Here is a 22,058-nt window from a genome sequence, read left to right on the forward strand (position 1 = left end):
CCGGTCCACCTGCTCCCTCGCGTCATCGTCCCCCCACGCAAGGAAAGGGTCACCGTGCGAAGAACAGCCGTTCTGACCGCTGTGCTCGGGCTCGCTGCCGGACTGCTTGCCGGTACGCCTCCCGCGCTGGCCGCGCAGCCCGTCGAGAAGGCGGCGCCTGCGGTGTCCATCGCCGCCGACACGTACACCTGGAAGAACGCGCGCATCGACGGGGGCGGTTTCGTCCCCGGCATCGTGTTCAACCGGTCCGAGAAGAACCTCGCGTACGCCAGGACCGACATCGGCGGCGCCTACCGCTGGCAGGAGGCGTCGAAGAGCTGGACGCCGCTGCTCGACTCGGTCGGCTGGGACCGGTGGGGGCACACCGGCGTCGTGAGCCTCGCCTCCGACGCGGTGGCACCCAGCAAGGTGTACGCCGCCGTCGGCACGTACACGAACAGCTGGGACCCGGGGAACGGGGCCGTGCTGAGGTCTTCCGACCGGGGCGCGACCTGGCTGAAGGCCGACCTGCCGTTCAAACTGGGCGGCAACATGCCCGGACGCGGTATGGGTGAGCGGCTCGCTGTCGACCCCCACAGGAACAGCGTGCTGTATCTGGGCGCGCCGAGCGGCAAGGGGCTGTGGCGGTCCACCGACTCCGGGGCGTCCTGGTCGCAGGTGACGAACTTCCCGAACGTCGGCAACTACGTGCAGGACGCGACCGACACCAGTGGGTACGCCTCCGACAACCAGGGCATCGCCTGGGTCACCTTCGACGAGTCGAGCAGTACGGGCACCGATGCCACGAAGACCATCTACGTCGGGGTCGCCGACAAGGACAACGCCGTCTACCGTTCGACCGACGCGGGCGCGACCTGGTCCCGTATCGCCGGACAGCCGACCGGGTACCTGGCCCACAAGGGCGTACTGGACGCGACGAACGGCTACCTCTACCTGGCCTACAGCGACAAGGGCGGCCCGTACGACGGCGGCAAGGGCCGGCTCTGGCGGTACACGACGGCGACCGGCGCCTGGACGGACATCAGCCCGGTCGCGGAGGCCGACACCTACTACGGCTTCAGCGGGCTGAGTGTCGACCGGCAGAAACCGGGCACGGTGATGGCGACGGCCTACAGCTCCTGGTGGCCGGACACCCAGATCTTCCGCTCCACGGACAGCGGCGGCACCTGGACGAAGGCCTGGGACTACACGTCGTACCCCAACCGCTCGAACCGCTACACCATGGACGTGTCGTCCGCGCCGTGGCTGACCTGGGGCGCCAATCCGTCGCCGCCCGAGCAGACGCCCAAACTCGGCTGGATGACCGAGGCGTTGGAGATCGATCCGTTCAACTCGGCCCGGATGATGTACGGGACGGGGGCGACGATCTACGGCACGGAGAATCTGGGGCAGTGGGACAGCGGCGGTCAGTTCACCATCAAGCCGATGGTCCAGGGTCTGGAGGAGACGGCGGTCAACGACCTGGCCGCTCCCCCGTCCGGTGGCGCCCAACTCCTCAGCGCACTCGGTGACATCGGTGGCTTCCGGCACACGGACCTCACCAAGGTCCCGTCCATGATGTTCACCTCGCCGAACTTCACCAGCACGACCAGCCTCGACTTCGCGGAGTCGAATCCGGGCATCGTGGTGCGTGCAGGCAACCTCGACTCGGGTCCGCACGTGGCGTTCTCCACGGACAACGGCGCCAACTGGTTCGCGGGCACCGACCCTTCGGGGGTGAGCGGCGGCGGCACGGTCGCGGCGGCCTCCGACGGAAGCGGGTTCGTGTGGAGTCCGGCGGGTGCGGGCGTGCACCACGCGACCGGGTTCGGTACGTCGTGGTCGGCGTCGAGCGGCATACCGGCCGGCGCGATCGTGGAGTCGGACCGGGTCGACCCGAAGACCTTCTACGGCTTCAAGTCCGGCAAGTTCTACGTCAGTTCGGACGGCGGCGCGACCTTCACGGCCTCCTCGGCGACCGGACTGCCGAGCGGCGACAGCGTACGGTTCAAGGCGCTGCCCGGCACGAAGGGTGACGTCTGGCTGGCGGGCGGGGCGAGCGACGGTGCGTACGGACTGTGGCACTCCACGGACTCCGGCGCGACCTTCACCAAGCTGTCGGGCGTCGAGCAGGCGGACACGATCGGCTTCGGCAAGGCGGCGACCGGCGCCTCGTACCAGACGCTCTACACGAGCGCGAAAATCGGTGGCGTCCGGGGCGTCTTCCGCTCCACGGACAAGGGCGCCACCTGGACCCGTATCAACGACGACGCCCACCAGTGGGGCTGGACGGGCGCGGCCATCACCGGCGACCCGCGCGTCTACGGGCGCGTGTACGTGTCGACGAACGGGCGCGGTGTCATCTACGGCGACTCGTCCGACGTGGGCGGCGGTGACGGCGGCGGCGGTACGGATCCGACGCCGACCGGCGCCTGCGCGGTCACCTACAAGATCACCAACCAGTGGTCGGGCGGCTTCCAGGCGGACGTCCAGCTCGCCAACACCGGCACGACCGCCTGGACGGGGTGGGCAGTGGGCTGGTCCTTCACCGACGGCCAGACCGTCACCCAGGTGTGGAACGCGGAACACAACCAATCCGGAACGGCGGTCACGACGAAGAACGTGAGCTGGAACGCGAACGTGGCGGCCGGTTCGTCCGTGGGTTTCGGCCTCACGGGCAGCTGGTCGGGGTCGAACAGCAAGCCGACGGCGTTCAGGCTCGGTGACCAGTCCTGCTCGGTGACCTGACACCCGGGCCGGACGAACGGGAGGGCGCGGACCCGATGGGATCCGCGCCCTCCTCGCGTGCTCCGCGGCACATGACATGCGGTGTCGCGTCGGTACCTCGTGCGCAGCAGCACGGCCACGCCTCGAAGGCCGGGCGGCCGTGCCGGGAACAGGCGGTGCGGTCGGCGCTGTTGCACCGACCGAGGCACCGGCGCCGCGCGGGCAGGGAACACGGAGACCACCAGGCCGTCCGCCCCCGCCAGGATCCGGGCCCCGGGATCGTGGCACACTCGCCGCGCACCCGGACCATGGTGTATTTCGCAGGAGGACTTTTTCATGACTGACCGGCCCTTGACGCTGATGGCAGTGCACGCCCACCCCGACGACGAGGCCACCACAACCGGAGGAGTCCTCGCGCGGTACGCGGCGGAAGGCATCCGCACGGTGCTCGTGACCTGTACCGACGGCGGTTGCGGTGACGGGCCGGGAGGCGTCAAGCCGGGCGATCCCGGACATGATCCGGCGGCCGTCGTCCAGATGCGCCGGCGAGAACTCCAGGAGAGCTGTGACGTCCTGAAGATCAGCGATCTGGAGACGCTGGACCATGCCGACTCCGGGATGATGGGCTGGCCGAGCAACGACGCCCCCGGATCCTTCTGGCGGACCCCCGTACAGGAGAGCGCGACCCGGCTCGCGGACCTCATGCGGCACTACCGGCCCGACGTGGTCGTCACCTACGACGAGAACGGCTTCTACGGCCACCCCGACCACATCCAGGCCCACCGCATCACGATGGCGGCGCTGGAGATGACCACGCTGACGCCCAAGGTGTACTGGACCACGGTGCCCCGCTCGGTCATGCAGCAGTTCGGTGCGGTCATGCGCGAGTTCAATGAGGACATGCCCGAGCCGGATCCCGCCGAGGTCGCCGCGATGGCCGAGATCGGTCTGCCCGACGACGAGATCAGCACGTGGGTGGACACCACCGCGTTCAGCAGTCAGAAGTACGACTCGCTGGCCGCGCACGCCAGTCAGGGCGAGAACATCTTCTTCCTCAAGATGGGCAAGGAGAGGTTCGGCGAGCTGATGGGCATGGAGACCTTCTCGCGCGTCCGGGACACCACCGGCGCGGCCCTGCCCGAGAACGATCTCTTCGCCGGACTGCGCTGAGCACGGGAGAGGGCGGCCGTCCCACGAGCTGGGACGGCCGCCTCTCTCTTGTCTCCGGGCCTCGTCTCCGGGCCTTGTCTCCGGCCTCGTCTCCGGCCTCGTCTCCGGGCTCCTTTCAGCAGGTCACGGCGTGTAGACCGTCGGCCGTGGTGCCGTCGGCATGCCGTTGCCGATGAAGAAGCTGGGGTGTGGGGGCTGGTTGTAGGCGGTGTTCTGCCATGCGATGCCCGTGCGGTACATCGTGTCGTGCAGCAGGGTCGTGATTTTCGTGGTGGTCTCCGTCGGGGTGGAGTGGACGCGCAGGGCCGTGTTGTCGCTCGTCGCCCAGACGACCTCCTCGCGCCAGTCCCCGAACAGGTCGCCCGAGAGGGCCGGCGTCGCCTTGGTGCCGTTGTTGGAGTGGACGGAGGCGCCGGTCAGCAGGCGGGTGTCGGCGGACGTGCCGTACTTGTCGATGTGGGTGCCGTCGAGGAGTTCGCGCGTGGTGTCGCCGTCCCACCAGGACAGGAAGTTGGCGGAGGACGGTTCGCGGCCCTTGGTGGCACCCGCCTCGTCGCGGATGGAGGTGTCGGAGGAGGACCAGACCTCCGCGCCGTCGTTGCCCGCGTAGATGTCTCCCGCCACTCCCCTGCCGTTGTCGCAGCAGGCGGCGAGCTGCCAGCGGATCGCGCCGCTGGCCGGGTTGATGTACAGCTCGGCGGGCTGGGACGTGGATTCGGAGACCTTGAAGTATTCGAGGCCCGAGGTCCCCGGGTCGAGGTCGCCCAGGTGCTGGGCGTCGCCGTGTCCCGTCTTCGTGGTCCACAGGCCGTTGCCGTTGTCGTCGACGGCCATCGCCCCGTAGACGATCTCGTCCTTGCCGTCGTTGTCGACGTCCCCGACGGACAGGCTGTGCGAACCCTGCCCGTCGAAACCCTTGCCGGTGTTGGTCGACGAGCTGGAGTCGAAGGTCCAGCGGCGGGTGAACGCGCCGCCCCGCCAGTCCCAGGCCGCGATCACCGAGCGCGTGTAGTAACCGCGCGCCATGATGAGCGAGGGCCGGGCGCCGTCGAGGTAGGCGGTGCCCGCGAGGAACCGGTCCACGCGGTTGCCGTACGAGTCGCCCCACGACGAGACCGTGCCGCGCGCCGGAACGTAGTCCACCGTCCCCATCGCCTTGCCCGTCTGACCGTTGAACATGGTCAGGTACTCGGGCCCGGAGAGCACATAACCGCTGGAGTTGCGGTGGTCGGCGGAGGAGCTGCCGATGACCGCGCCCGTTCCGTCGACCGTGGCGTCGGCGGTCTTCGCGGCCACCTCGGCCTTGCCGTCGCCGTCGTAGTCGTACACCTGGAACTGTGTGTAGTGCGCGCCCGAGCGGATGTTGCGCCCGAGGTCGATACGCCACAGCCGGGTACCGTCGAGCTTGACTCCGTCGATGATCGTGTTGCCGGTGTACCCGGACTGCGAGTTGTCCTTGGCGTTGGTGGGCTGCCACTTCAGGACGAAGTCGAGCGCGCCGTCGCCGTCGAGGTCGCCGACCGAGGCGTCGTTGGCCTCATAGGTGTACGCGACACCGTCGGGGGACGTGCCACCGGCGGGCGGGCTGATCGGTACGTCCATGTACCCGGTGCGGAACTGGATCGCGTGCACGGAGTCGCTCTGCTCGACGCCTCCCACGACCGCGCGGACGGTGTAGTCGGCCTGGGCGGGCCCGGCGGAGTGGAAGTAGTTCGTCGAGCCGGTGACCGGGGTCGAGTTGACCTTCGTACCCGCCCGGTAGACGTTGAACGACACGTCGTTCGGGTCGGTGCCGAGCCAGCGCCAGCTGACCAGGTTGCCCGCGTCGGTGTGGACGCTGACGACGCCCCGGTCGAGCTTCTCGACCTGGCGGGCGGTCGCCGCCTGGGCGGGCGTGGCGGTGAGCGTGGTGAGTCCGGCGGCGGCGAGGGCGCCGGCGAGCACGGTGGAGAGGAGGAGACGGGTCCTGCTGCGTCTGCGATGCGGGTGCTGCACGGTGGGGTACCTCCCTGGGAGGGGGCAGACGGGTTCTGCTACCTCAGTCGCCGCTGCGGGCAGGGGAGTTGCCGTGTTGGGGTAAGCGCTCTCTATACTCCGCTCCGCGCATAGGTGCGGGCGAGTGCGGTGACCGTCGCCGCGATGCGTTCCCGCAGCTCGGCCGGTTCCAGCACCTCCACACCCGTACCCAGGCGCAGGAACTCGGCGTGGGCGTGCTCGACGGACTCGATGGGTACGGTGGCCCGGGTCCACCCCTCCTTGTCCGGTACGCCGTCGGCGCGCACGGCGTCACCCGCCGGCCCGGTGAGGCGCGTGCCGGGGGCGAGCCTGACCACCGCCTCCGCCCGGCGCAGACGGTCGTGGAAGTCCCGCTGGTACCCGGTCCAGTACGCGTCGAGGTCGAACCCGTCCGGACGGGTGAACTCCTCCCCGGACGCCGCCAGTTCGAGGATCTGGTCGACCCGGAACGTACGCGGCCCCGGGCCCGCGACGACGTACCAGCGGCCCGCCTTGAGGACCAGGCCGTACGGTTCCAGGCGGCGCCGGACGTCGGTCGGCTCGCGCCAGCGGCGGTACAGGACGTGCAGGACCCTGCTGTTCCAGACGGCGTCGGCGACGGCCGGCAGGTACGGGGCCGCGCCGTTGTCGGCGTCCGCGTACCAGCCCGGCGCGTCCAGGTGGAAGCGGCCGCTGATGCGGTCGGCGTGCTCGCGCAGCTCCCTCGGCAGTGCGGCACGTACCTTGAGCTGGGCGGCGGCCAGCAGCGGGCCGAGCCCCAGCTCGGCGGCCGGGCCCGGCACGCCCGCGAGGAACAGGGCCTCGGCCTCGCCCGCGGTGAGGCCGGTCAGGCGGGTGCGGTAGCCGTCGAGAAGCCGGTAGCCGCCCGCGTGACCCGCGTCGCCGTACAGCGGGACACCGGCCTCGCTCAGCGCCTCGACGTCCCGGTAGACCGTGCGCACCGAGACCTCCAGCTCCTCGGCGAGGGCGGCGGCGGTCATCCGGCCCCTGGTCTGGAGCAGCAGGAGGATCGAGACGAGACGGGCCGACTTCATCGCCCCAGAATGCCAGGCTTCACTGACAGAAGATGTCAGTGAAGCGGACCTAGCGTCCCCTCCATGACCTTCGAAGAGAAACTGCTGACCGTGCCGCCTCCCATCGAGGTGGCGGGCCGGTGGATCAAGCGCTACCACGTCACCGCCGACCCGGCGGGCATCGCGCCCGACGTCGAGGAGGCGGCGTACGCGATGCTGCCGAAGCTGCTCCCGGAGGCGGACGGCACACCGCCCGCCACGTTCGTCGTGCTGCACCGGGGCGGCGACGACGGCGCCTACCTCAACGCGTACAGCTGGGTGTGGGACAACGTCCTGCACTTCGGGGCCGCCACGGCCGGGCAGCCCGTGCTGGGCTGCCCGGATCGCGTACCCACGCACTTCATCACGCTGGACCGGCCGTGGATCGGCTGCGTCTGGGAACTGCCGCCGATCCTGCACGAACGCGACGCCTGGGTGCGGCACATGCTCGCGCCCGGCGCGCCCGACCTCGATGCCTACCTGGGCGACTGCCTTCCCGAGGGCACGACGGGGGACCGCTCATGAGCACACCGCACGACTTCGACTTCTTGGTCCTCGCTGAGCCGGGATGTCGGCTGCGGGCCGGTGGGGGTTGGTTGCGCGGTTCCTCGCGCCCCTAGGGGGTGAGGGTTCGGCCCCGGTGTCGGCTGCGGGCCGGTGGGGGTTGGTCGCGCGGTTCCTCGCGCGCCTGAGGGGGTGAGGGTTCGGCCCCGATGTCGGCTACGGGCCGGTGGGGGTTGCTCGCGCGGTTCCTCGCGCCCCTGAGGGGGTGAGGGTTCGGCCCCGGTGTCGGCTGCGGGCCGGTAGGGGTTGCTCGCGCGGTTCCTCGCGCGCCTGAGGGGGTGAGGGTTCGGCCCGGTGGGAGCAGGTGTTCCTTGGTGGGCCGTGTGACGTCGTGGCTGGGCAGCTGGGTCGGGGGGCACCCGTCGGGACGCTCAGTCGGCCGCGGTGGTCCCGGCCTTCCGGAACGCTCGCAGTCTGAACCGCGGTTCGGGGCGCGGGACATGCTGGTCCGGGAGTTGTTCCAGCCGGGACGCGAGCTGCTCGGTGAGCGGTTCGCCGGGCGGCAGCAGTGTGTACCAGCCGCGGCGCACGTCGGCCGCCGCCCGGAGCGGGGTCCGGCCCTGACCGCGGCCGGGGAAGTCCGCCCGTCCCGCCGGGAGCAGGGCGTGCCGGCCGGCGTACGAGGCCACGAGGTCGGAGCGGTCCCGGGCGGCGCGGCGGGGACGCGGTGCCATCACGGCGTCGATGTCGCTGCCCACGTCGTGCGAGGCCGCCTTGTCGACGGTGGTGACGAGGACGCCGCCGGGACGCAGCACCCGGGCCGCCTCGGCGACGACCCGGTCCGCGTCGTCCAGGAGGTGCAGCAGCCAGATCGCCGAGACGGCGTCGAACGATCCGTCGGGAAAGGGGAGTTGACGGGCGTCGGCGTGTACGACACGGCCCGGCACTCGCTCGGCGGCCCTGCTCAGCATGCCGTACGCGGCGTCGGCGCCCGTCACGTCGAGACCGGCCGACAGGAGCCGGCGGGTCACGGTACCGGTGCCGCAGGCGACATCCAGGAGGGTGCCGGCGCCGTCGGGGAGCAGCCCGAGAACGGCCTCGGCAGCCGCCGCGGCACGGGGTTCGCCGCCCCGCAACGCGTCGTACCGCTCGGCCTCCTCGTCGTAGTCGAAGACCAGGGTGCTCACCGCGCGCCGTGCCCGGTGCTCAGCTCCTCGACCCGGCCGGCCAGCTCGAAGTCCTTCTCGGTGACGGCGCCGCCGACGCTGTGCGTGTGCACGGTGAGCAAGACGGTGTGGTGGCCGAGCGTGAGGTCCGAGTGGTGGTCAAGTTCCTCCTGCACCTGGGCGATGTGCACGACCAGGGCGACCGCGGCGAAGTGCGAGCCCAGCCGGTAGGAGCGGGAGATCCTGTCTCCGTCCAGGGACCAGCCGGGCAGTTCCGCGAGCCGGTCCTCGATCTCCTTCTGCGACAACGGTTCGAGGGGCATGACCGCGCTCCTTCCATGGCGTCCGGATCCGCTCAGCCTGCCACAGTCGCGCTCCCCCCGTCCCTGGTCAGGCGGGCCCCGGCGGGTGACGAAGGCGGCATTCGGCCTCATGGGCGCACATCGACCCGTGTGGGCGCATCGACTACGGTCGGGGCATGACCAGATCCGCGCACACCTCCGGGTCCGTCAGCGTGTCCGCCGGTGCGCGGGGCGGTGTGCCCGCCGCCGACAAGGGAGTCGGTCCGCTGCTGCGCGGCTGGCGGGAGCAGCGCCGGGTGAGTCAGCTGGAGCTGGCGCTGCGGGCGGGGTCGTCGGCGCGGCACATCAGCTTCGTCGAGACGGGCCGCTCCCGGCCGAGCGAGGAGATGGTGCTGCGGCTCGCCGAGCACCTGGACGTACCGGTGCGGGACCGCAACTCCCTTCTGCTGGCCGCCGGTTACGCGCCGCACTACCCGGAGACCCCGCTGGACGATCCGGCGCTCGACGCGCTGCGGGAGGGGGTGGAGCGGCTGATCCAGGGCTACGAGCCCTATCCGGCGCTGGTCGTGGACGCCACGTACAACGTGGTCGCCGCCAACCAGGGCATCCTGATGCTGCTCGGCAGCGTCCCCGAGCACCTGCTCGAACCTCCACTGAACGCGATGCGCCTGACGCTGCACCCCGAGGGCCTGGCACCCAGGATCCGCAATCTGCGCGAGTGGCGCGGCCATCTGCTGGCCCAGATGGAACGGGACATCGCCCTGCGCCGCTCACAGCCACTGCGCGCGCTGTACGAGGAGGTGGCCGCCTATCCGGCTCCGCCCGCCACCCCGTCCGCGGAGACGGGTTCGCCCGCAGCGAGCTCTTCGGCAGCTGACTCCGTGGCGCTCGACGAGGAGCCCGCCCAACCGGTCCCCTACTTCGCGCTGCCGATGCGGATCGAGCACGAGGGGCGGGTGCTGTCCTTCATCTCGTCCATCTCCACGTTCAACACACCGATGGACGTGACGGTCGCCGAGCTGGCCATCGAGACGCTGCTCCCGGCCGACCCGGCGACGGCGAAGTACCTGCACTCGCTGCTGCTCTGACGGATCATCAGCCTCGCCCGCGGGCCCGCAGCGCCGCGTACTGCACCAGCGCGAACGCCAGCACGGTCAGCGCCTGCACCGGTATCCACACCGCTCCGGCAGTGGTCGGCGACAGCCACAGGGCGAGCGCGACGAGACTCAGGGCCACCCAGGCGAGGTTGACCTCGATCACGGCCCGTACGGGCAGGATGGGCGGCACGGGGCGCGAGGCCACCAGGGCGACGGCCGCCGCGTACGCCGTCAGGAGCAGGCCCAGTGCGAGCAGCAGGCCCGGGTCGACGCCGAGCTGCCTGCCCAGCGGGCCGGACGCGACGAGGTAGGCGACGCCGTTCGCGCCCGTCACCACCGCGTCGAGGGCCAGGAAGCGGCGCAGCATCGTCTGCGGTTCGGTGGTGCGGGCTAGGGCGTGTTTCGAAAGTCCCGTCTGCCCGGCGACGCCATGCACGCTCCCCCAGCCTTCGGCCGGGGGGACCCCCACTCACCGCACCGGGCGCAAACCCAAGTACGTCCAGTACGAGGGTCTGCGCCCGGCACGCCGAGAGCACGCACCTGACGCCGCCGGGCCCGCCCTCCGGGCGGACGACGCTACTTTCGAAACACGCCCTAGTACGGCGAGCTGGGCTGCGGACATGGCGGATCACCCTCCGTCGAGGTCGGTTCCGGCTGGTGGGACCCGGTCCCCGGGCCGGAGTGCGCCGGCCCGGGAACCAGTACGACCACCATGCCGTGCGCAGCGAGGGGCAGTCGATTACCCGGGACGTAATGCCGACACTCCGGACCGGGTGAGGGGATCCGGTGAGGCTTTCGCGGGAACGTGGCACACTTCTGGCCATGTTCGGGGCTCGGGGAGGCGCGGCGTGAGTGAGAGGCGGCCTGCGCCGACCGTGGGGCAGGTAGTACTGGGCAGACGGCTCCAGGAACTGCGTGAGACGTCCGGCCTGAAGCGGGACGAGGCCGCGCGGATCCTGCGGGTGGCGCCCGCGACCGTCCGGCGGATGGAGATGGCCGAGGTCGCGCTGAAGATTCCGTACGTCCAGGTGCTCCTGTCGACGTACGGAGTGGGCGACGAGGAGACGGCGGCCTTCGTCCGGCTGGTCGAGGAGGCGAACGAGCCCGGCTGGTGGCAGCGCTTCCACGACGTCCTGCCGGACTGGTTCAGCCTGTACGTCAGCCTGGAGGGCGCCGCCTCGATCATCCGCTCGTACGAGCCGCACTTCGTGCCCGGCCTGCTGCAGACCGAGGGGTACGCGCGCGCCGTCCTGGAGGCGGGCACGGTCGGGCAGACGGGGACCGAGGAGATCGAACGCCATGTGTCCCTGCGGATGGCCCGGCAGAAGCTGCTCACCGGGGAACGTCCGCCGCACCTGTGGGTGATCATGGAGGAAACGGTCCTGCAGCGGCCGGTCAGTATCCGTTCCGAGGTGATGGCGGACCAGCTGGACCACCTCCTCGCGGTCGTCGAGAACGACCACATCACGCTGCAGATCGCCGAGTTCTCGGCCGGTCCGCACCCGGGAACGTACGCGCCGTTCGTGCTGTTCCGGTTCGCGGAGCCCGAACTGCCGGACATGGTGTACACGGAGTATCTGACCGGCGCGCTGTATCTCGACTCCCGTAAGGAGGTGGCCGCGCATCTGGAGGTGCTGGACCACATGGCGACCGGTGCGGCTTCCGCCCAGCGGACCAGGGAGATGATTCTGGCGCGCCGGGCGGATTTCTGAGCAGGGCTCCGCCCAGGGGGCTTGGGAGCTTGTTCGCCGACTGATGGTCGTCCTGGGCTGAGCGCGCGGTTCCGCGCACCCCTTGGCAGTGGGGGTGCGCCTATTCCCTCAAGCTGAGGTGTCCTTCGTGCCGGTGTCCTTGGGAGTGGCGTCCTCGTCCACGATCTCCGCGTCCACCACGCTCTCCTCGTCCGCCGGGCCGGACTGGTCGGTGCCGGACTGGTCGGTGCCGGACTGGTCGGTGCCGGACTGCTCGGTGCCGGGCTGGTCCTGTGGGGGTGACTGCTGGGCCTGGGCGTACATGGCCTGGCCCATCCTCTGGCTGACGGTGGCGAGTTTCTCGGCGCCGGTGCGCAGGGCGTTCGTGTCGGTGCCGTCCCGGTCGTTCAGGAGTGCCTGCAGTTCGGTGATCACGGTCTCGACCTCCGTCCTGATGTCGGCAGGGACCCGCTCCTCGTTGTCGCGGATGAACTTCTCGGTCTGGTACACGAGTTGCTCGGCCTGGTTACGGGTCTCGGCGGCCTGGCGGCGTTCGCGGTCCTCGTCGGCGTACTGCTCGGCCTCGCGCATCATGCGGTCGATGTCGTCCTTGGCGAGCGCGGAGCCGCCCGTGACGGTCATCTTCTGCTCGCGCCCGGTGGCGAGGTCCTTCGCCGAGACGTGCATGATCCCGTCGGCGTCGATGTCGAAGGCGACCTCGATCTGCGGCAGCCCGCGCGGCGAGGGCGGCAGCCCGGTGAGGTCGAAGACGCCCAGCTTCTTGTTGTAGGCGGCGATGTCGCGTTCGCCCTGGAAGACCTGGATGCCGACGGACGGCTGATTGTCCGTGGCGGTGGTGAAGATCTCCGAACGCCGGGTGGGAATGGTCGTGTTGCGTTCGATGAGCTTGGTCATGATGCCACCCTTGGTCTCGATGCCCAGGGACAGCGGGGTGACGTCGAGGAGCAGGACGTCCTTCACGTCGCCGCGGATGATTCCCGCCTGGAGCGCCGCGCCGAGTGCCACGACCTCGTCCGGGTTGACGCCCTTGTGCGGGTCCTTGCCGGTGAGTTCCTTGACCACCTCGGTCACCGCGGGCATCCGGGTGGAGCCGCCGACGAGGATGACGTGGTCGACCGCCGACAGTTTCACCCCGGCGTCCTTGACCGCCTGGTGGAAGGGGGCCTTGCAGCGTTCGAGCAGGTCCGCGGTCAGCTCCTGGAACTGGGCGCGCGTCAGCTTCTCGTCGAGGTGCAGCGGGCCGTCACCGGTCGCGGTGATGTAGGGCAGGTTGATGGTCGTCTCGGTGGACGAGGACAGCTCGATCTTGGCTCTCTCCGCGCCTTCCCGCAGCCGCTGCAGCGCCATCTTGTCCTGGGCGAGGTCGATGCCGTACTGGCCCTTGAAACGTGTGACGAGGTGCTCGACGACCCGCTGGTCCCAGTCGTCGCCGCCCAGTTGGGTGTCGCCGTTGGTGGCCTTGACCTCGATGACGCCGTCGCCGATCTCCAGGAGGGAGACGTCGAAGGTGCCGCCGCCCAGGTCGAAGACGAGGACGGTCTGCTCCTCACCGCGGTCGAGTCCGTACGCCAGGGCCGCGGCCGTCGGCTCGTTGATGATCCGCAGGACGCTCAGGCCCGCGATCTCGCCGGCCTCCTTGGTGGCCTGGCGCTGGGTGTCGTCGAAGTAGGCGGGGACCGTGATCACGGCTTCCGTGACGTCCTCGCCGAGATACGCCTCGGCGTCCCGCTTCAGTTTCTGCAGCACACGCGCGGAGAGTTCCTGCGCGCGGTAGCGGGTGCCGTCGATCGAGCCGCCGTCACCGCCGGGAAAGCGCCAGGTCGGCTCCCCCATATGGCGTTTGACGGAACGCGCGGTCCGCTCGATGTTCGTCACGGCCTGCCGCTTGGCGACCTCTCCGACGAGCACCTCACCGTTCTTGGCGAAGGCCACCACCGACGGGGTCGTGCGCGCGCCCTCGGCATTGGCCACGACCGTGGGCTCACCCCCTTCCAGTACGGCGACCACCGAGTTCGTGGTACCGAGGTCGATCCCGACCGCACGTGCCATGTCCGTCCCCTTCCGCCCAGGTTCTGCCGCGTTCCGTCCGGCGTTCCGTCCCGCGTTCCCCCACCACGGTCCATCACCGCGTTCCATCACCGCGTTCCATCAGAAAACTTGAGTGCGAGGCTGTCAATGGGGCAAGTGCCCCGGACCTGCCCGGACATGACGATGCCGCGCCCTCTCACGGGGGCGCGGCATTGCCTCAAGGGCGGTGTGCCGAAGCGGCGGGTTGTCAGGCGAGCTTCGCCGTCAGCGTGATCGTCGTGCCCGTCAGCGCCTGGCTGACCGGGCAGTTCTTCTTCGCGTCCTCGGCGGCGGCGGTGAACGCGGCGTCGTCGAGGCCCGGCACGGTGCCCTCCACGGTGAGGTGGATGCCCGTGATGCCCTCACCCGGCTGGAACGTGACGTCCGCCGAGGTGGTGAGCCTGGTGGGCGGGGTGCCGGCGCCGGCGAGGCCGTGCGAGAGCGCCATGGAGAAGCAGCTGGAGTGGGCGGCGGCGATCAGCTCCTCCGGGCTGGTCTTGCCGTTCGCCTGCTCGGAGCGCGACGGCCACGACACCGGCTGCTCGCCGATGCCGGAGGAGTCGAAGGTGACGACGCCGTTGCCCTGAAGCAGGTTGCCTTCCCAGACGGTGTGTGCGGAGCGCGTTGTTGCCACGATGATTCCCTTTCGACGAGGGCCCGGTTCCGGGTCCGTGGCACCATCCGATCACACTCGGGTCACCGTCGGGCTCAGCGCACCCGAAAGACCGGCCCCCGCGCGGTGAACGGCAGGGACGCGCCCTGCGGAATCAGATAGGCGTGCTCGCGGCGGACCCGCAGCACATCGCACCAGCCGTCCGTGATGATCAGGACCGGGGCACCCGGCGGGAAGTCCTTCGCCCGGTGCAGGACGTCGACGCCGGGCTGCAGGATCGTGCCGCCCCGGCCGTGGACGCGTACCCGCCCCGCGATCTCCGTGACCGGGACGAAGCCCGCGTCGTGCGGTGCCGCGTCGCAGAAGACGACCCGCGCCGCCGGTACGTCCCTGGCCTCGGCGTACGAGGCGATCGCGCCCAGTGCCTTGCCGAGCAGGGTGCGGTCCATGGAGCCGGAGGTGTCGAGGACCACGCCGAACGTGCAGCGGGCGATCTCCTCGGGCGGGAAGTACCGTCCGGCGCGCGGGATGTCCGGGGTGGCGGCCTGCCTGCGGGACGGGCGGGCGTAGGTGCGCAGCGGTTCGGGGCGCGGGACGAACTCATCGAACCAGCGCGCCAGTTGGGCGTCCCAGGGCAGTGGCGGATGGCTGAGCGCGCGGATGTCCTCGACGAGCCCGCCGGGCAGGTGTCCGCGCTCCTGCCGCTGGTGCAGGTCGAGGCCCCGGGCGAGGCCTCGGCGGTAGAACTCGTCGAGGTCGACGTAGTCGCGGGGCGAGCCGAGGGGACCGCCGAGGATGTCTCCCACGCCTTTGCCGCGCAGGGTGGCCAGCCGTCGGTGGCGGCGCAGGTCGGTGGCCAGCCGGTCGTAGACCTCCTCGGCGGAGAGGTCCCTCAACTCCTGGTCGTACAGCAGTCCTTCGGGCGCCACGCCGACCTGCATCTCGACCAGCCAGGAGTTGATGACGTAGTCGCAGGCGACATTGAAGAGGTACGGGTCACGGACGCCGCAGCGGTCGCCGTGGCGCAGCGCGGCGTGCAGCATCTCGTGGGCGAGGACGAACCGCCACTCCTCGTCGTCGAACTGCCGCAGCGGGTTGATGTAGATCTCGGCGGCCTCCGGGTCGACCGCGGCGACGGAGATGCCGTGCGCGTGGGCGAGTTCGGCGTCCGCGACGATCGTGATGCCGGCCGCGATGCCGCCGAGCAGCGGGTAGGAGGACACGAACCAGCTCAGTGCCCGCTCCCACGGCCGGCGCGGGGTGATGCCGCCGCGCATCGAGTCGCGCCGGCCGCCCGCCAGGTCCATCGCGGCGGACACGGTGCGCGTCAGCGCGTGGGCGAAGGCTAGCTGCCAGTCCGGCGCGGAACCTCCCCGCCAGGTGTCCCACGGCACCAGCAGCTGGTCCGGCTCGCTGCCCGCCGTACCGCAGCGCTCGTACACCGCGGGGACGCCGGCGCCGTCGCGGCGCCAGCGCGCGGCGAGCTGCTCCTCGTCGCCGTCGGGGTACGACATCGGCAGGTCCGCGGGGGTCAGGCCGATGGGGAAGCCGAGCAGGAAGCGGTTGACGACGGCGCAGCGGGCGGCGAGGTCGAAGCGGTCGGGCTGCTCCCGCACGGTCCTGTGCGCCGGGACGTGTCCGAAGCCGAGGTGCAGGGCGGCGTGCGCGACCGCCCAGGCCCATTCGGCGGGCTCGGCCCGGCGCTTCGGGTGAACGTGCAGCACGCCGTCGGAGTCGACGCGGACGAGCCCGTCACGGGGCGACTCCTCGCAGTCCTCCTGGCGGCAGACGCTGAAGCCGATGGCGGCGAGTGCGCGGTTGCTCCGCACGAGCCGCATCCCCTCCGCGAACGCCTCGGCGGCCGGGTCCTTCTCGGTCTGCCGCTGCGCCTGCTTGCCCGTACGGGTCACCGGCGGGCCTCCACCAGCCGGGGCATGTCGCGGGCCGCCTCCACCAGGAACCAGGCGGGCAGCACGGGGTTGCCGTCCTCGTCCGAGGCGATGACGCTCTGCGCGACCTCCACCGAGATCTCGGCGAGCTGCACGAGCAGCGACTTGGCGCGGTACGCGGTCTGCCGGCCGTTCGCCGAGGCGTGCTCCTTGCTGGTGGGCAGCTCCTTGACGAGGCGGCCCCGGAAGGACTCGGCGAGGTAGTACAGCAGGTCACGGTCCTCGACGCGGTTCGGCCAGCGGGCCTCGCCCTTGAGGATCGCCTCGATGCCGAACCGGCTGCGGACGATCTTCACATAGCCGCAGAAGGCGACCGCGTGCGCGGGCGTCAGCGTGCCGTGCGCGATGACCTTGAGTGTCGGTTCGTCGAGCGTCGGGCCGAAGGAGCGCAGGGCGTCGGAGAGCATGTGCCAGGAGCGGGGCGTGGAGAACGGCTCCTCCGTCTTCGGCGGCTTGGACCACAGGTGGTCGGGGCGGTCGGTGAGGTGGTCGAGCACCCACGGGTGGATGTCGTTGGCCGCCGCCCACACCAGCCAGTCCTTCGCCGAGACCTCCAGATGTATGTGCGTGAGGCGGTTGACCAGCGCGGACGCGATGGGGCGGGCGAGCGCGTTGTCCGTGGAGCGGTTGCCCGCGCCGATCACGATCGAGCTCGCGGGCAGCTCGTAGTTGCCGATGCGGCGGTCGAGGATCAGGGAGTAGAAGGCCTTCTGGACGTCCGGGGTCGCCGCGTTCAGCTCGTCCAGGAACAGGCAGTAGGGCTCGTCGCGCGCGATCGCCTCCGGCGGGCAGAAGACCGAGCGGCCGTCCCTGATCTGCGGTACGCCGATCAGGTCCTCCGGCGCCAGTTGCGTACCCAGCAGGCTCACGCACTCCAGGCCCAGCGACTCGGCGAACTCCCTGACCAGGGAGGACTTTCCGATGCCCGGGGCGCCCCAGAGGAACACGGGTCGCACGGTCGCGAGACCGAGGAGCAGTTCCGGTACACGGGCGGGAGTGACGGTGACGGCTGCCTGCACGCAGGGGCTCCTGAGGGCTGGGGGGTGGGGGTGGGTCACGCCCAGTGTGCGCGGACCCTGGCCACCCTCGCAGCCCATTTTCCGCCGCGAGGGGTGGTCTGTCCGCGAGCACGTCGTGGCCGACTACACAGTTCCCCACACCCCTGCCTCAGCCCTTGAGGGGCACGGGGAACGGCGCGGCCAACCCCCACCCCTTCAGGGGCGCGGGGAACTGCGCGGCCAGCCACATCCGACCCGTAGCCGACCACCCGCGCCAGGCACAACTCACCTGAGGGGCGCGGGGAACGGCGCGATCAACCCGCACCGGCCCGCAGGCGGGCGGTCACGCCGGGTGTTGGTCGTTGAGCGCGGCGCCGTCGCCGACCGGCACCTGCGGACCGTCGTCCTCCCGCAGCCACCGCCGCAACACCCGGTGCACCTGCTCGGCGCCGACCAGCTCCTCCCCCGCCCCGACCGGCGGCGAGAGCGTGAGCGGCGACATCAGGAAGGGGCGCCCCTGCGCCCCGCCCAGCCCTCCGTGCGACCCGATCTGCTCCTCGAACGCGAGGACCTCGCCGTCCTCGGGGTCGTACCAGGAGTTCACCATGACGTCCGCGACGTGCGGGAACGAGTGCGTGCGGCGTACGGCGTCGGCGGCGCCCGGCCCGAAGTCCGCGAGCGGGCCCGGGTCGTCGTCCAGCTCGTCCAGCGGGATCTCCGCGCCGTGCGCGCCGAGCACGAGCCCGCCGTGCTCCTCACTGCGCACGAGCACGAACCCGATCCCGGGATGGTTCGCGAGCGTGGTCAGCAACGCCGGATGCCGCGCGTCGATCTCCTCGCGGCTCATCCGGTGCGGCACGTCCGGGAAGGACACCAGGCCCAGGTTCCCGGAGGCCAGCACGATGGGTTCCGACGGAGGCAGGGGCGGCAGGAACTGCTCGCCGCCCTCCTCCACCGGCCTGCGCAGCGCGGCCCGCACCGCCGCCCTGGCCTCGGCACCGCTGTGCGTACGCCGGGCCTTGCGCGGCACGGGCAGCCCGCAGCCCGCCCGGACGAGTTCGCCGAGACCGAGGCCGTAACGGGCGTGGAAGGTCTCCCCCGGGCTCTGGCCGTGGTCGGAGAGCAGGACCACGCGGTAGGCGCGCGGCGCGTGCTCGGCGACCTGCTCGATCAGGGCCAGCGAGCGGTCCAGGCGCTGCAGGACCTTCTCCGCGTCCCGGCTGCGCGGCCCGGAGTGGTGCGCGACCTCGTCGTACGCGACCAGGTCCGCGTAGACCGAGGCGCGTCCGGCGAACATGTCCCCGATCACCGCCGCGACGACGACGTCCCTCTCGATGACGGTCGCGAAGGCCCGGATGAACGGGTAGAGACCGCCGCGGCCGACACGGGGACGCTGCTTCCTCAGCCGGGTCCGGGTGGACTCGCCGATCTCGCGGCCGACGTCGGCGACGAAGGACAGCGCGGTACGGACCGCGTTGGCGGGGTCTGAGAAGTACGCGAAGTAGCCCGCCCGCGAGCGGTTCTCCCTGCCTCGCCTGGCGGCCACGGAGAGCACCAGGGCCAGTTGCTCGGCGCCCCCGCTGAAGAGGTTGCCGCGGCTCGCGCCGTCCACGGTGAGCAGGCCGCCGTCGCCGGTGCGCTCGATGGCACGGCGCTGCAGCTCCGCGGCGCTGGTGGGCCGGTTGCAGACCACGATTTCCCGGGTGTCCTTCTCGTACCAGCGGAAGGCGGGGATGTCGTGGTTGGAGCCGTGCAGGATGCCCAGTTGGCTGGCGCCGGTCTGACTGGACCAGTCGGTGCGCCAGGGCGCGAGCCGGTGGGTGGTGCGTGCTCCCGGGCCCTCGCCCAGCCAGGCGGCCACGGTGGGCATGAGACCGCGTCCGATGGCGTCCACGAGTACGTCGTGACCGACACCGTCGAGCTGGAGGAAGACCGTGCCGGGAGCTGACAGGGCGCCGGGCGGCGGCGCCTGTCCGCGGCGGCGGTCGGACAGCCGGTACAGCCTGCGCCGGTACGCGTCGTCGTCCCGCACGGCCAGCGCCCCGCCGGTCGCCGAGGCGACCGCGGACATCACCGCGGCGACCACCACGGCGGTCTCCGGGGCGGCCTCGCTCTGCCCCGAGGGGTCCAGGCGCAGGGCCAGGATCAGGAGCGAGCCGTTCAGGAAGAAGACGAGCACACCGAGGACGAGAGCGGGTACGAGGAGCAGGGCCCGCACGAGGAGGGGCCACACGACGGAGGAGAGCACGCCGAAGGCTCCGGCGCCCAGTGCGGCGGTGACGGCGATGCTGGTGGCGCTGTCACCGTCGGTCGACTGGAGCCTGAAGTCCGGCAGGATCCCGGCGAGCGCGAGCATGGTGACCGTGGAGACCGCCCACACGGCGACGCTCCGCCAGACCGCGCTCCCCACCCTCCGCCATCGTTCTTTCCGCACGTCATGCCTGCCTCACGTTCCGAGCCCGCCCTCCGGCCGACGGGGCCGGGCCCACCCTGCCACACGCCGACGGCAGGCTCCGCCGGACCCTTGAGGGGCGCGGGAACCGCGCGGCGAGCCCCCACCGGACCGGCACCCGCTCACGAACGACAAGCACCCACGAACGACAAGCACCCCGCGCCCACCGGGGGTCCGGCCGTCGCGCGGAGCGCTCAGCGGCCGTCGTACCCGGCCGTGGGCATCGACAGCCGGCGATGCACCCGCGCCTTCATCTGCGCGTCGTACGCGGGCTCCTCGTGCCCGACCGTCTCGACGCGCACGCCACGCCTCGCGCACTCGGCGGTGAACGCGTCGACGGAGGCGAGCGCCCGCTCCAGGACCCGGCGGCTGGGCGCGACGAACAGGTCCACGAGGCCGGCCTCGGCGTCCTCCCAGAGCGCGCAGTGGTCGGGCCGCAGCCCCCGCAGGAGCAGCTCCCTCGTCACCACGTAGCCGCGCTCGGCCGCCCAGTGCGCGCACATGGCGTGCTGGCTGCGCGAGTCCACCAGGAAGGGGTCCTCGTCCAGCTCCTCCAACGGCGTCAGGCTGGCGATCGTCGTCACGCGGAGCATGCCGGAGGTACGGCGTGTGTCTCCCATGGCGTCCCCCTCACCTCCGGGTTTCGTCGCCGACCCTACTCCTGCCCGTAGGCTCGGGGGGAGTCGCGCGAAGGAGGCAAAGGAGTGCCGGTGGAGATCACTTGGTGGGGTCACGCCACCTGCACGGTGGAGGACTCGGGAGTACGCGTGCTCACGGACCCGCTCTTCGCGCGCCGGCTCGCGCATCTGCGCAGGCGCCGGGGCGCGCCGCCCCCGGCCGGGGCGGCGGTGGCCGATGTGACGCTCATCTCTCATCTGCACGCCGACCATCTGCACGTCCCGTCGCTGTCCCGGCTCGCTCCGGACACCCGGCTCCTGGTGCCGCGCGGCGCCCGGCGTGCGGTGCCCGGACTGCGCAGGCTCGGCGGACCGGAGCTCACCGAGGTGGCGCCCGGCGACCGGGTCCAGGTCGGTGACCTGGTCGTACGGGTCGTCTCCGCTCGGCACGACGGGCGGCGGCTGCCGGTCGGTCCGCATCGCGCGCCCGCCCTCGGCTATGTGATCGAGGGCGAGTCCCGGACGTACTTCGCCGGGGACACCGGGCTGTTCGAGTCGATGGCCGAGGAGGTCGGACCGGTCGACGTGGCGCTGCTGCCGGTCGGCGGCTGGGGGCCGTACCTGGGCGAGGGGCACCTGGACGCGGGTCGGGCCGCCGACGCGCTGGCCCTGCTGCGGCCCGGCAGCGCGGTGCCGGTGCACTACGGCACGTACTGGCCCATCGGGATGGATTCCGTGCGCCCCCACGAATTCCACGCACCGGGCGCCGAGTTCGTGCGCCTGGCCGCCGAGCGCGCGCCCGGCGTGACCGTGCACCTGCTCGACCACGGCGAAAGTGTGCGACCCAAGATCATGGGGTACCGGTCCTCACCTGGGGACGCACCGGCTGGTCGGGGCGACGACGAGCGGGAGGGCGGAACCCGGTGAGACCTGTGCTCGCCGTCGCGGTCACGACCGTGCCGACTGTGGCCACTCAGCAGGCGCTCGGTTATCCGTCGCTGTTCCTGCTGGTGCTGATCGGCGCACTGGTGCCGGTCATTCCCACGGGCGCGCTGGTGAGTTCGGCGGCCGTGGTGGCGGTCCACCAGGCGGCACCCTTCTCGATGCTGCTGGTCTTCGTGGTGTCGGCGCTGGCCGCCTTCCTCGGGGACATCACGCTGTACTGGCTCGGGCGACGCGGCATGAAGTCGAAGAACGGCTCGCGCTGGCTCGCGGCGATCCGCGACCGCGCGCCCGAGGAGCGGCTCGCCCAGGCCCAGGGGAAGCTCGCCGACCACGGGGTCGCGGTGCTGGTGCTGTCCCGGCTGGTCCCCGCGGGACGCATACCGGTGATGCTCGCCTGCCTGATGGCGAAATGGCCGATGCGCCGGTTCGCCCACGGCAACGCGCCGGCCTGCCTCGCGTGGGCCGCGACGTACCAGCTCATCGGGGTGCTGGGCGGCTCCCTGTTCAAGGAGCCCTGGGAGGGCGTGCTCGCGGCGGTCCTCCTGACGGTGATCCTCAGCCTGGCCCCGGCGCTGTGGCGCCGCGTCCGCAGCGCGGCGGCCCGCTAGGGGCGCCCCGTAAGGGGCCCCGGCCGGACACGGAAGGTCCCACAGCCCACCCGGCGCCCCGGCGCGAAGCGCCGCGCTCTTCGG

At 71.4% G+C, this 22,058-nt stretch carries 17 protein-coding genes and 1 pseudogene; 7 read left to right on the forward strand and 11 right to left on the reverse strand.

Features of this window, described 5'->3' with window-relative positions; translation table 11 throughout:
* Positions 1 to 54 precede the first annotated feature (54 nt).
* Positions 55 to 2,727: a cellulose binding domain-containing protein gene (locus ACIOKD_RS00300; RefSeq protein ID WP_402076438.1), complete on the forward strand. Its 2,673-nt coding sequence runs from the start codon at positions 55 to 57 to the stop codon at positions 2,725 to 2,727.
* A gap of 315 nt (positions 2,728 to 3,042) precedes the next feature.
* A complete protein-coding gene (locus tag ACIOKD_RS00305; RefSeq protein WP_402076439.1) occupies positions 3,043 to 3,876 on the forward strand; it encodes a PIG-L family deacetylase in 834 nt (277 codons plus the stop codon).
* Positions 3,877 to 3,999: 123 nt separating this feature from the next.
* On the opposite strand, the gene ACIOKD_RS00310 is transcribed toward ACIOKD_RS00305, so the two are convergent.
* On the reverse strand, positions 4,000 to 5,871 hold the full coding sequence (locus tag ACIOKD_RS00310; RefSeq protein WP_402076440.1) for a rhamnogalacturonan lyase: 1,872 nt from the start codon (positions 5,869 to 5,871) through the stop codon (positions 4,000 to 4,002).
* Positions 5,872 to 5,963: 92 nt separating this feature from the next.
* Complete coding sequence (locus tag ACIOKD_RS00315) at positions 5,964 to 6,926, reverse strand: helix-turn-helix transcriptional regulator (RefSeq protein WP_402076441.1); 963 nt, start codon at positions 6,924 to 6,926, stop codon at positions 5,964 to 5,966.
* Positions 6,927 to 6,989: 63 nt separating this feature from the next.
* Between ACIOKD_RS00315 and ACIOKD_RS00320 the strand changes: the two genes are divergently transcribed.
* Positions 6,990 to 7,469 (forward strand): hypothetical protein, encoded by a 480-nt coding sequence (locus tag ACIOKD_RS00320; protein WP_402076442.1) that lies wholly within the window; start codon positions 6,990 to 6,992, stop codon positions 7,467 to 7,469.
* Between the two features lie 410 nt (positions 7,470 to 7,879).
* Here ACIOKD_RS00320 and ACIOKD_RS00325 read toward each other — a convergent pair whose 3' ends face one another.
* The gene (locus ACIOKD_RS00325; RefSeq protein WP_402076443.1) at positions 7,880 to 8,635 is read right to left on the reverse strand and encodes a class I SAM-dependent methyltransferase; all 756 of its coding nucleotides are present in this window, start codon (positions 8,633 to 8,635) and stop codon (positions 7,880 to 7,882) included.
* On the reverse strand, positions 8,632 to 8,937 hold the full coding sequence (locus ACIOKD_RS00330) for a 4a-hydroxytetrahydrobiopterin dehydratase (protein WP_402076444.1): 306 nt from the start codon (positions 8,935 to 8,937) through the stop codon (positions 8,632 to 8,634). The genes ACIOKD_RS00325 and ACIOKD_RS00330 overlap by 4 nt, the downstream gene beginning before the upstream one ends.
* A gap of 155 nt (positions 8,938 to 9,092) precedes the next feature.
* Here ACIOKD_RS00330 and ACIOKD_RS00335 point away from each other — a divergent pair, with 155 nt between their 5' ends.
* On the forward strand, positions 9,093 to 10,004 hold the full coding sequence (locus tag ACIOKD_RS00335; RefSeq protein WP_402076445.1) for a helix-turn-helix domain-containing protein: 912 nt from the start codon (positions 9,093 to 9,095) through the stop codon (positions 10,002 to 10,004).
* Between the two features lie 7 nt (positions 10,005 to 10,011).
* Here ACIOKD_RS00335 and ACIOKD_RS00340 read toward each other — a convergent pair whose 3' ends face one another.
* Entirely contained in the window at positions 10,012 to 10,380 is a 369-nt protein-coding gene (locus ACIOKD_RS00340) for a hypothetical protein (RefSeq protein WP_402077629.1), read from the reverse strand.
* 481 nt (positions 10,381 to 10,861) lie between these two features.
* On the opposite strand from ACIOKD_RS00340, the gene ACIOKD_RS00345 reads away from it, so the two are divergent.
* Positions 10,862 to 11,725, forward strand: a complete 864-nt coding sequence (locus tag ACIOKD_RS00345; RefSeq protein WP_402076446.1) for a helix-turn-helix domain-containing protein — start codon at positions 10,862 to 10,864, stop codon at positions 11,723 to 11,725.
* Between the two features lie 108 nt (positions 11,726 to 11,833).
* Here ACIOKD_RS00345 and dnaK read toward each other — a convergent pair whose 3' ends face one another.
* The 6 genes from dnaK to ACIOKD_RS00375 form a co-directional block, all read right to left on the reverse strand.
* On the reverse strand, positions 11,834 to 13,774 hold the full coding sequence (gene dnaK / locus ACIOKD_RS00350) for a molecular chaperone DnaK (protein WP_402076447.1): 1,941 nt from the start codon (positions 13,772 to 13,774) through the stop codon (positions 11,834 to 11,836).
* 226 nt (positions 13,775 to 14,000) lie between these two features.
* Positions 14,001 to 14,426 (reverse strand): OsmC family peroxiredoxin, encoded by a 426-nt coding sequence (locus tag ACIOKD_RS00355; RefSeq protein ID WP_402076448.1) that lies wholly within the window; start codon positions 14,424 to 14,426, stop codon positions 14,001 to 14,003.
* A gap of 74 nt (positions 14,427 to 14,500) precedes the next feature.
* On the reverse strand, positions 14,501 to 16,243 hold the full coding sequence (locus ACIOKD_RS00360; protein ID WP_402077632.1) for a hypothetical protein: 1,743 nt from the start codon (positions 16,241 to 16,243) through the stop codon (positions 14,501 to 14,503).
* A gap of 68 nt (positions 16,244 to 16,311) precedes the next feature.
* The gene (locus tag ACIOKD_RS00365) at positions 16,312 to 17,373 is read right to left on the reverse strand and encodes an ATP-binding protein (RefSeq protein ID WP_402076449.1); all 1,062 of its coding nucleotides are present in this window, start codon (positions 17,371 to 17,373) and stop codon (positions 16,312 to 16,314) included.
* 322 nt (positions 17,374 to 17,695) lie between these two features.
* Positions 17,696 to 19,762, reverse strand: coding sequence for an alkaline phosphatase family protein (locus tag ACIOKD_RS00370; protein ID WP_402076450.1), 2,067 nt, complete (start codon positions 19,760 to 19,762; stop codon positions 17,696 to 17,698).
* A 236-nt stretch (positions 19,763 to 19,998) separates the two neighbouring features.
* Positions 19,999 to 20,424 (reverse strand): hypothetical protein, encoded by a 426-nt coding sequence (locus ACIOKD_RS00375; RefSeq protein WP_402076451.1) that lies wholly within the window; start codon positions 20,422 to 20,424, stop codon positions 19,999 to 20,001.
* Positions 20,425 to 20,508: 84 nt separating this feature from the next.
* On the opposite strand from ACIOKD_RS00375, the pseudogene ACIOKD_RS00380 reads away from it, so the two are divergent.
* Both ACIOKD_RS00380 and ACIOKD_RS00385 read left to right on the forward strand, forming a co-directional pair.
* Positions 20,509 to 21,273 (forward strand): annotated as a pseudogene (locus ACIOKD_RS00380) (MBL fold metallo-hydrolase); the annotation flags it as partial.
* A 71-nt stretch (positions 21,274 to 21,344) separates the two neighbouring features.
* On the forward strand, positions 21,345 to 21,974 hold the full coding sequence (locus tag ACIOKD_RS00385; protein WP_402076452.1) for a DedA family protein: 630 nt from the start codon (positions 21,345 to 21,347) through the stop codon (positions 21,972 to 21,974).
* The last annotated feature ends 84 nt before the right edge of the window (positions 21,975 to 22,058 follow it).

The organism is Streptomyces sp. NPDC087844, assembly GCF_044742785.1.
Classification (GTDB): domain Bacteria; phylum Actinomycetota; class Actinomycetes; order Streptomycetales; family Streptomycetaceae; genus Streptomyces.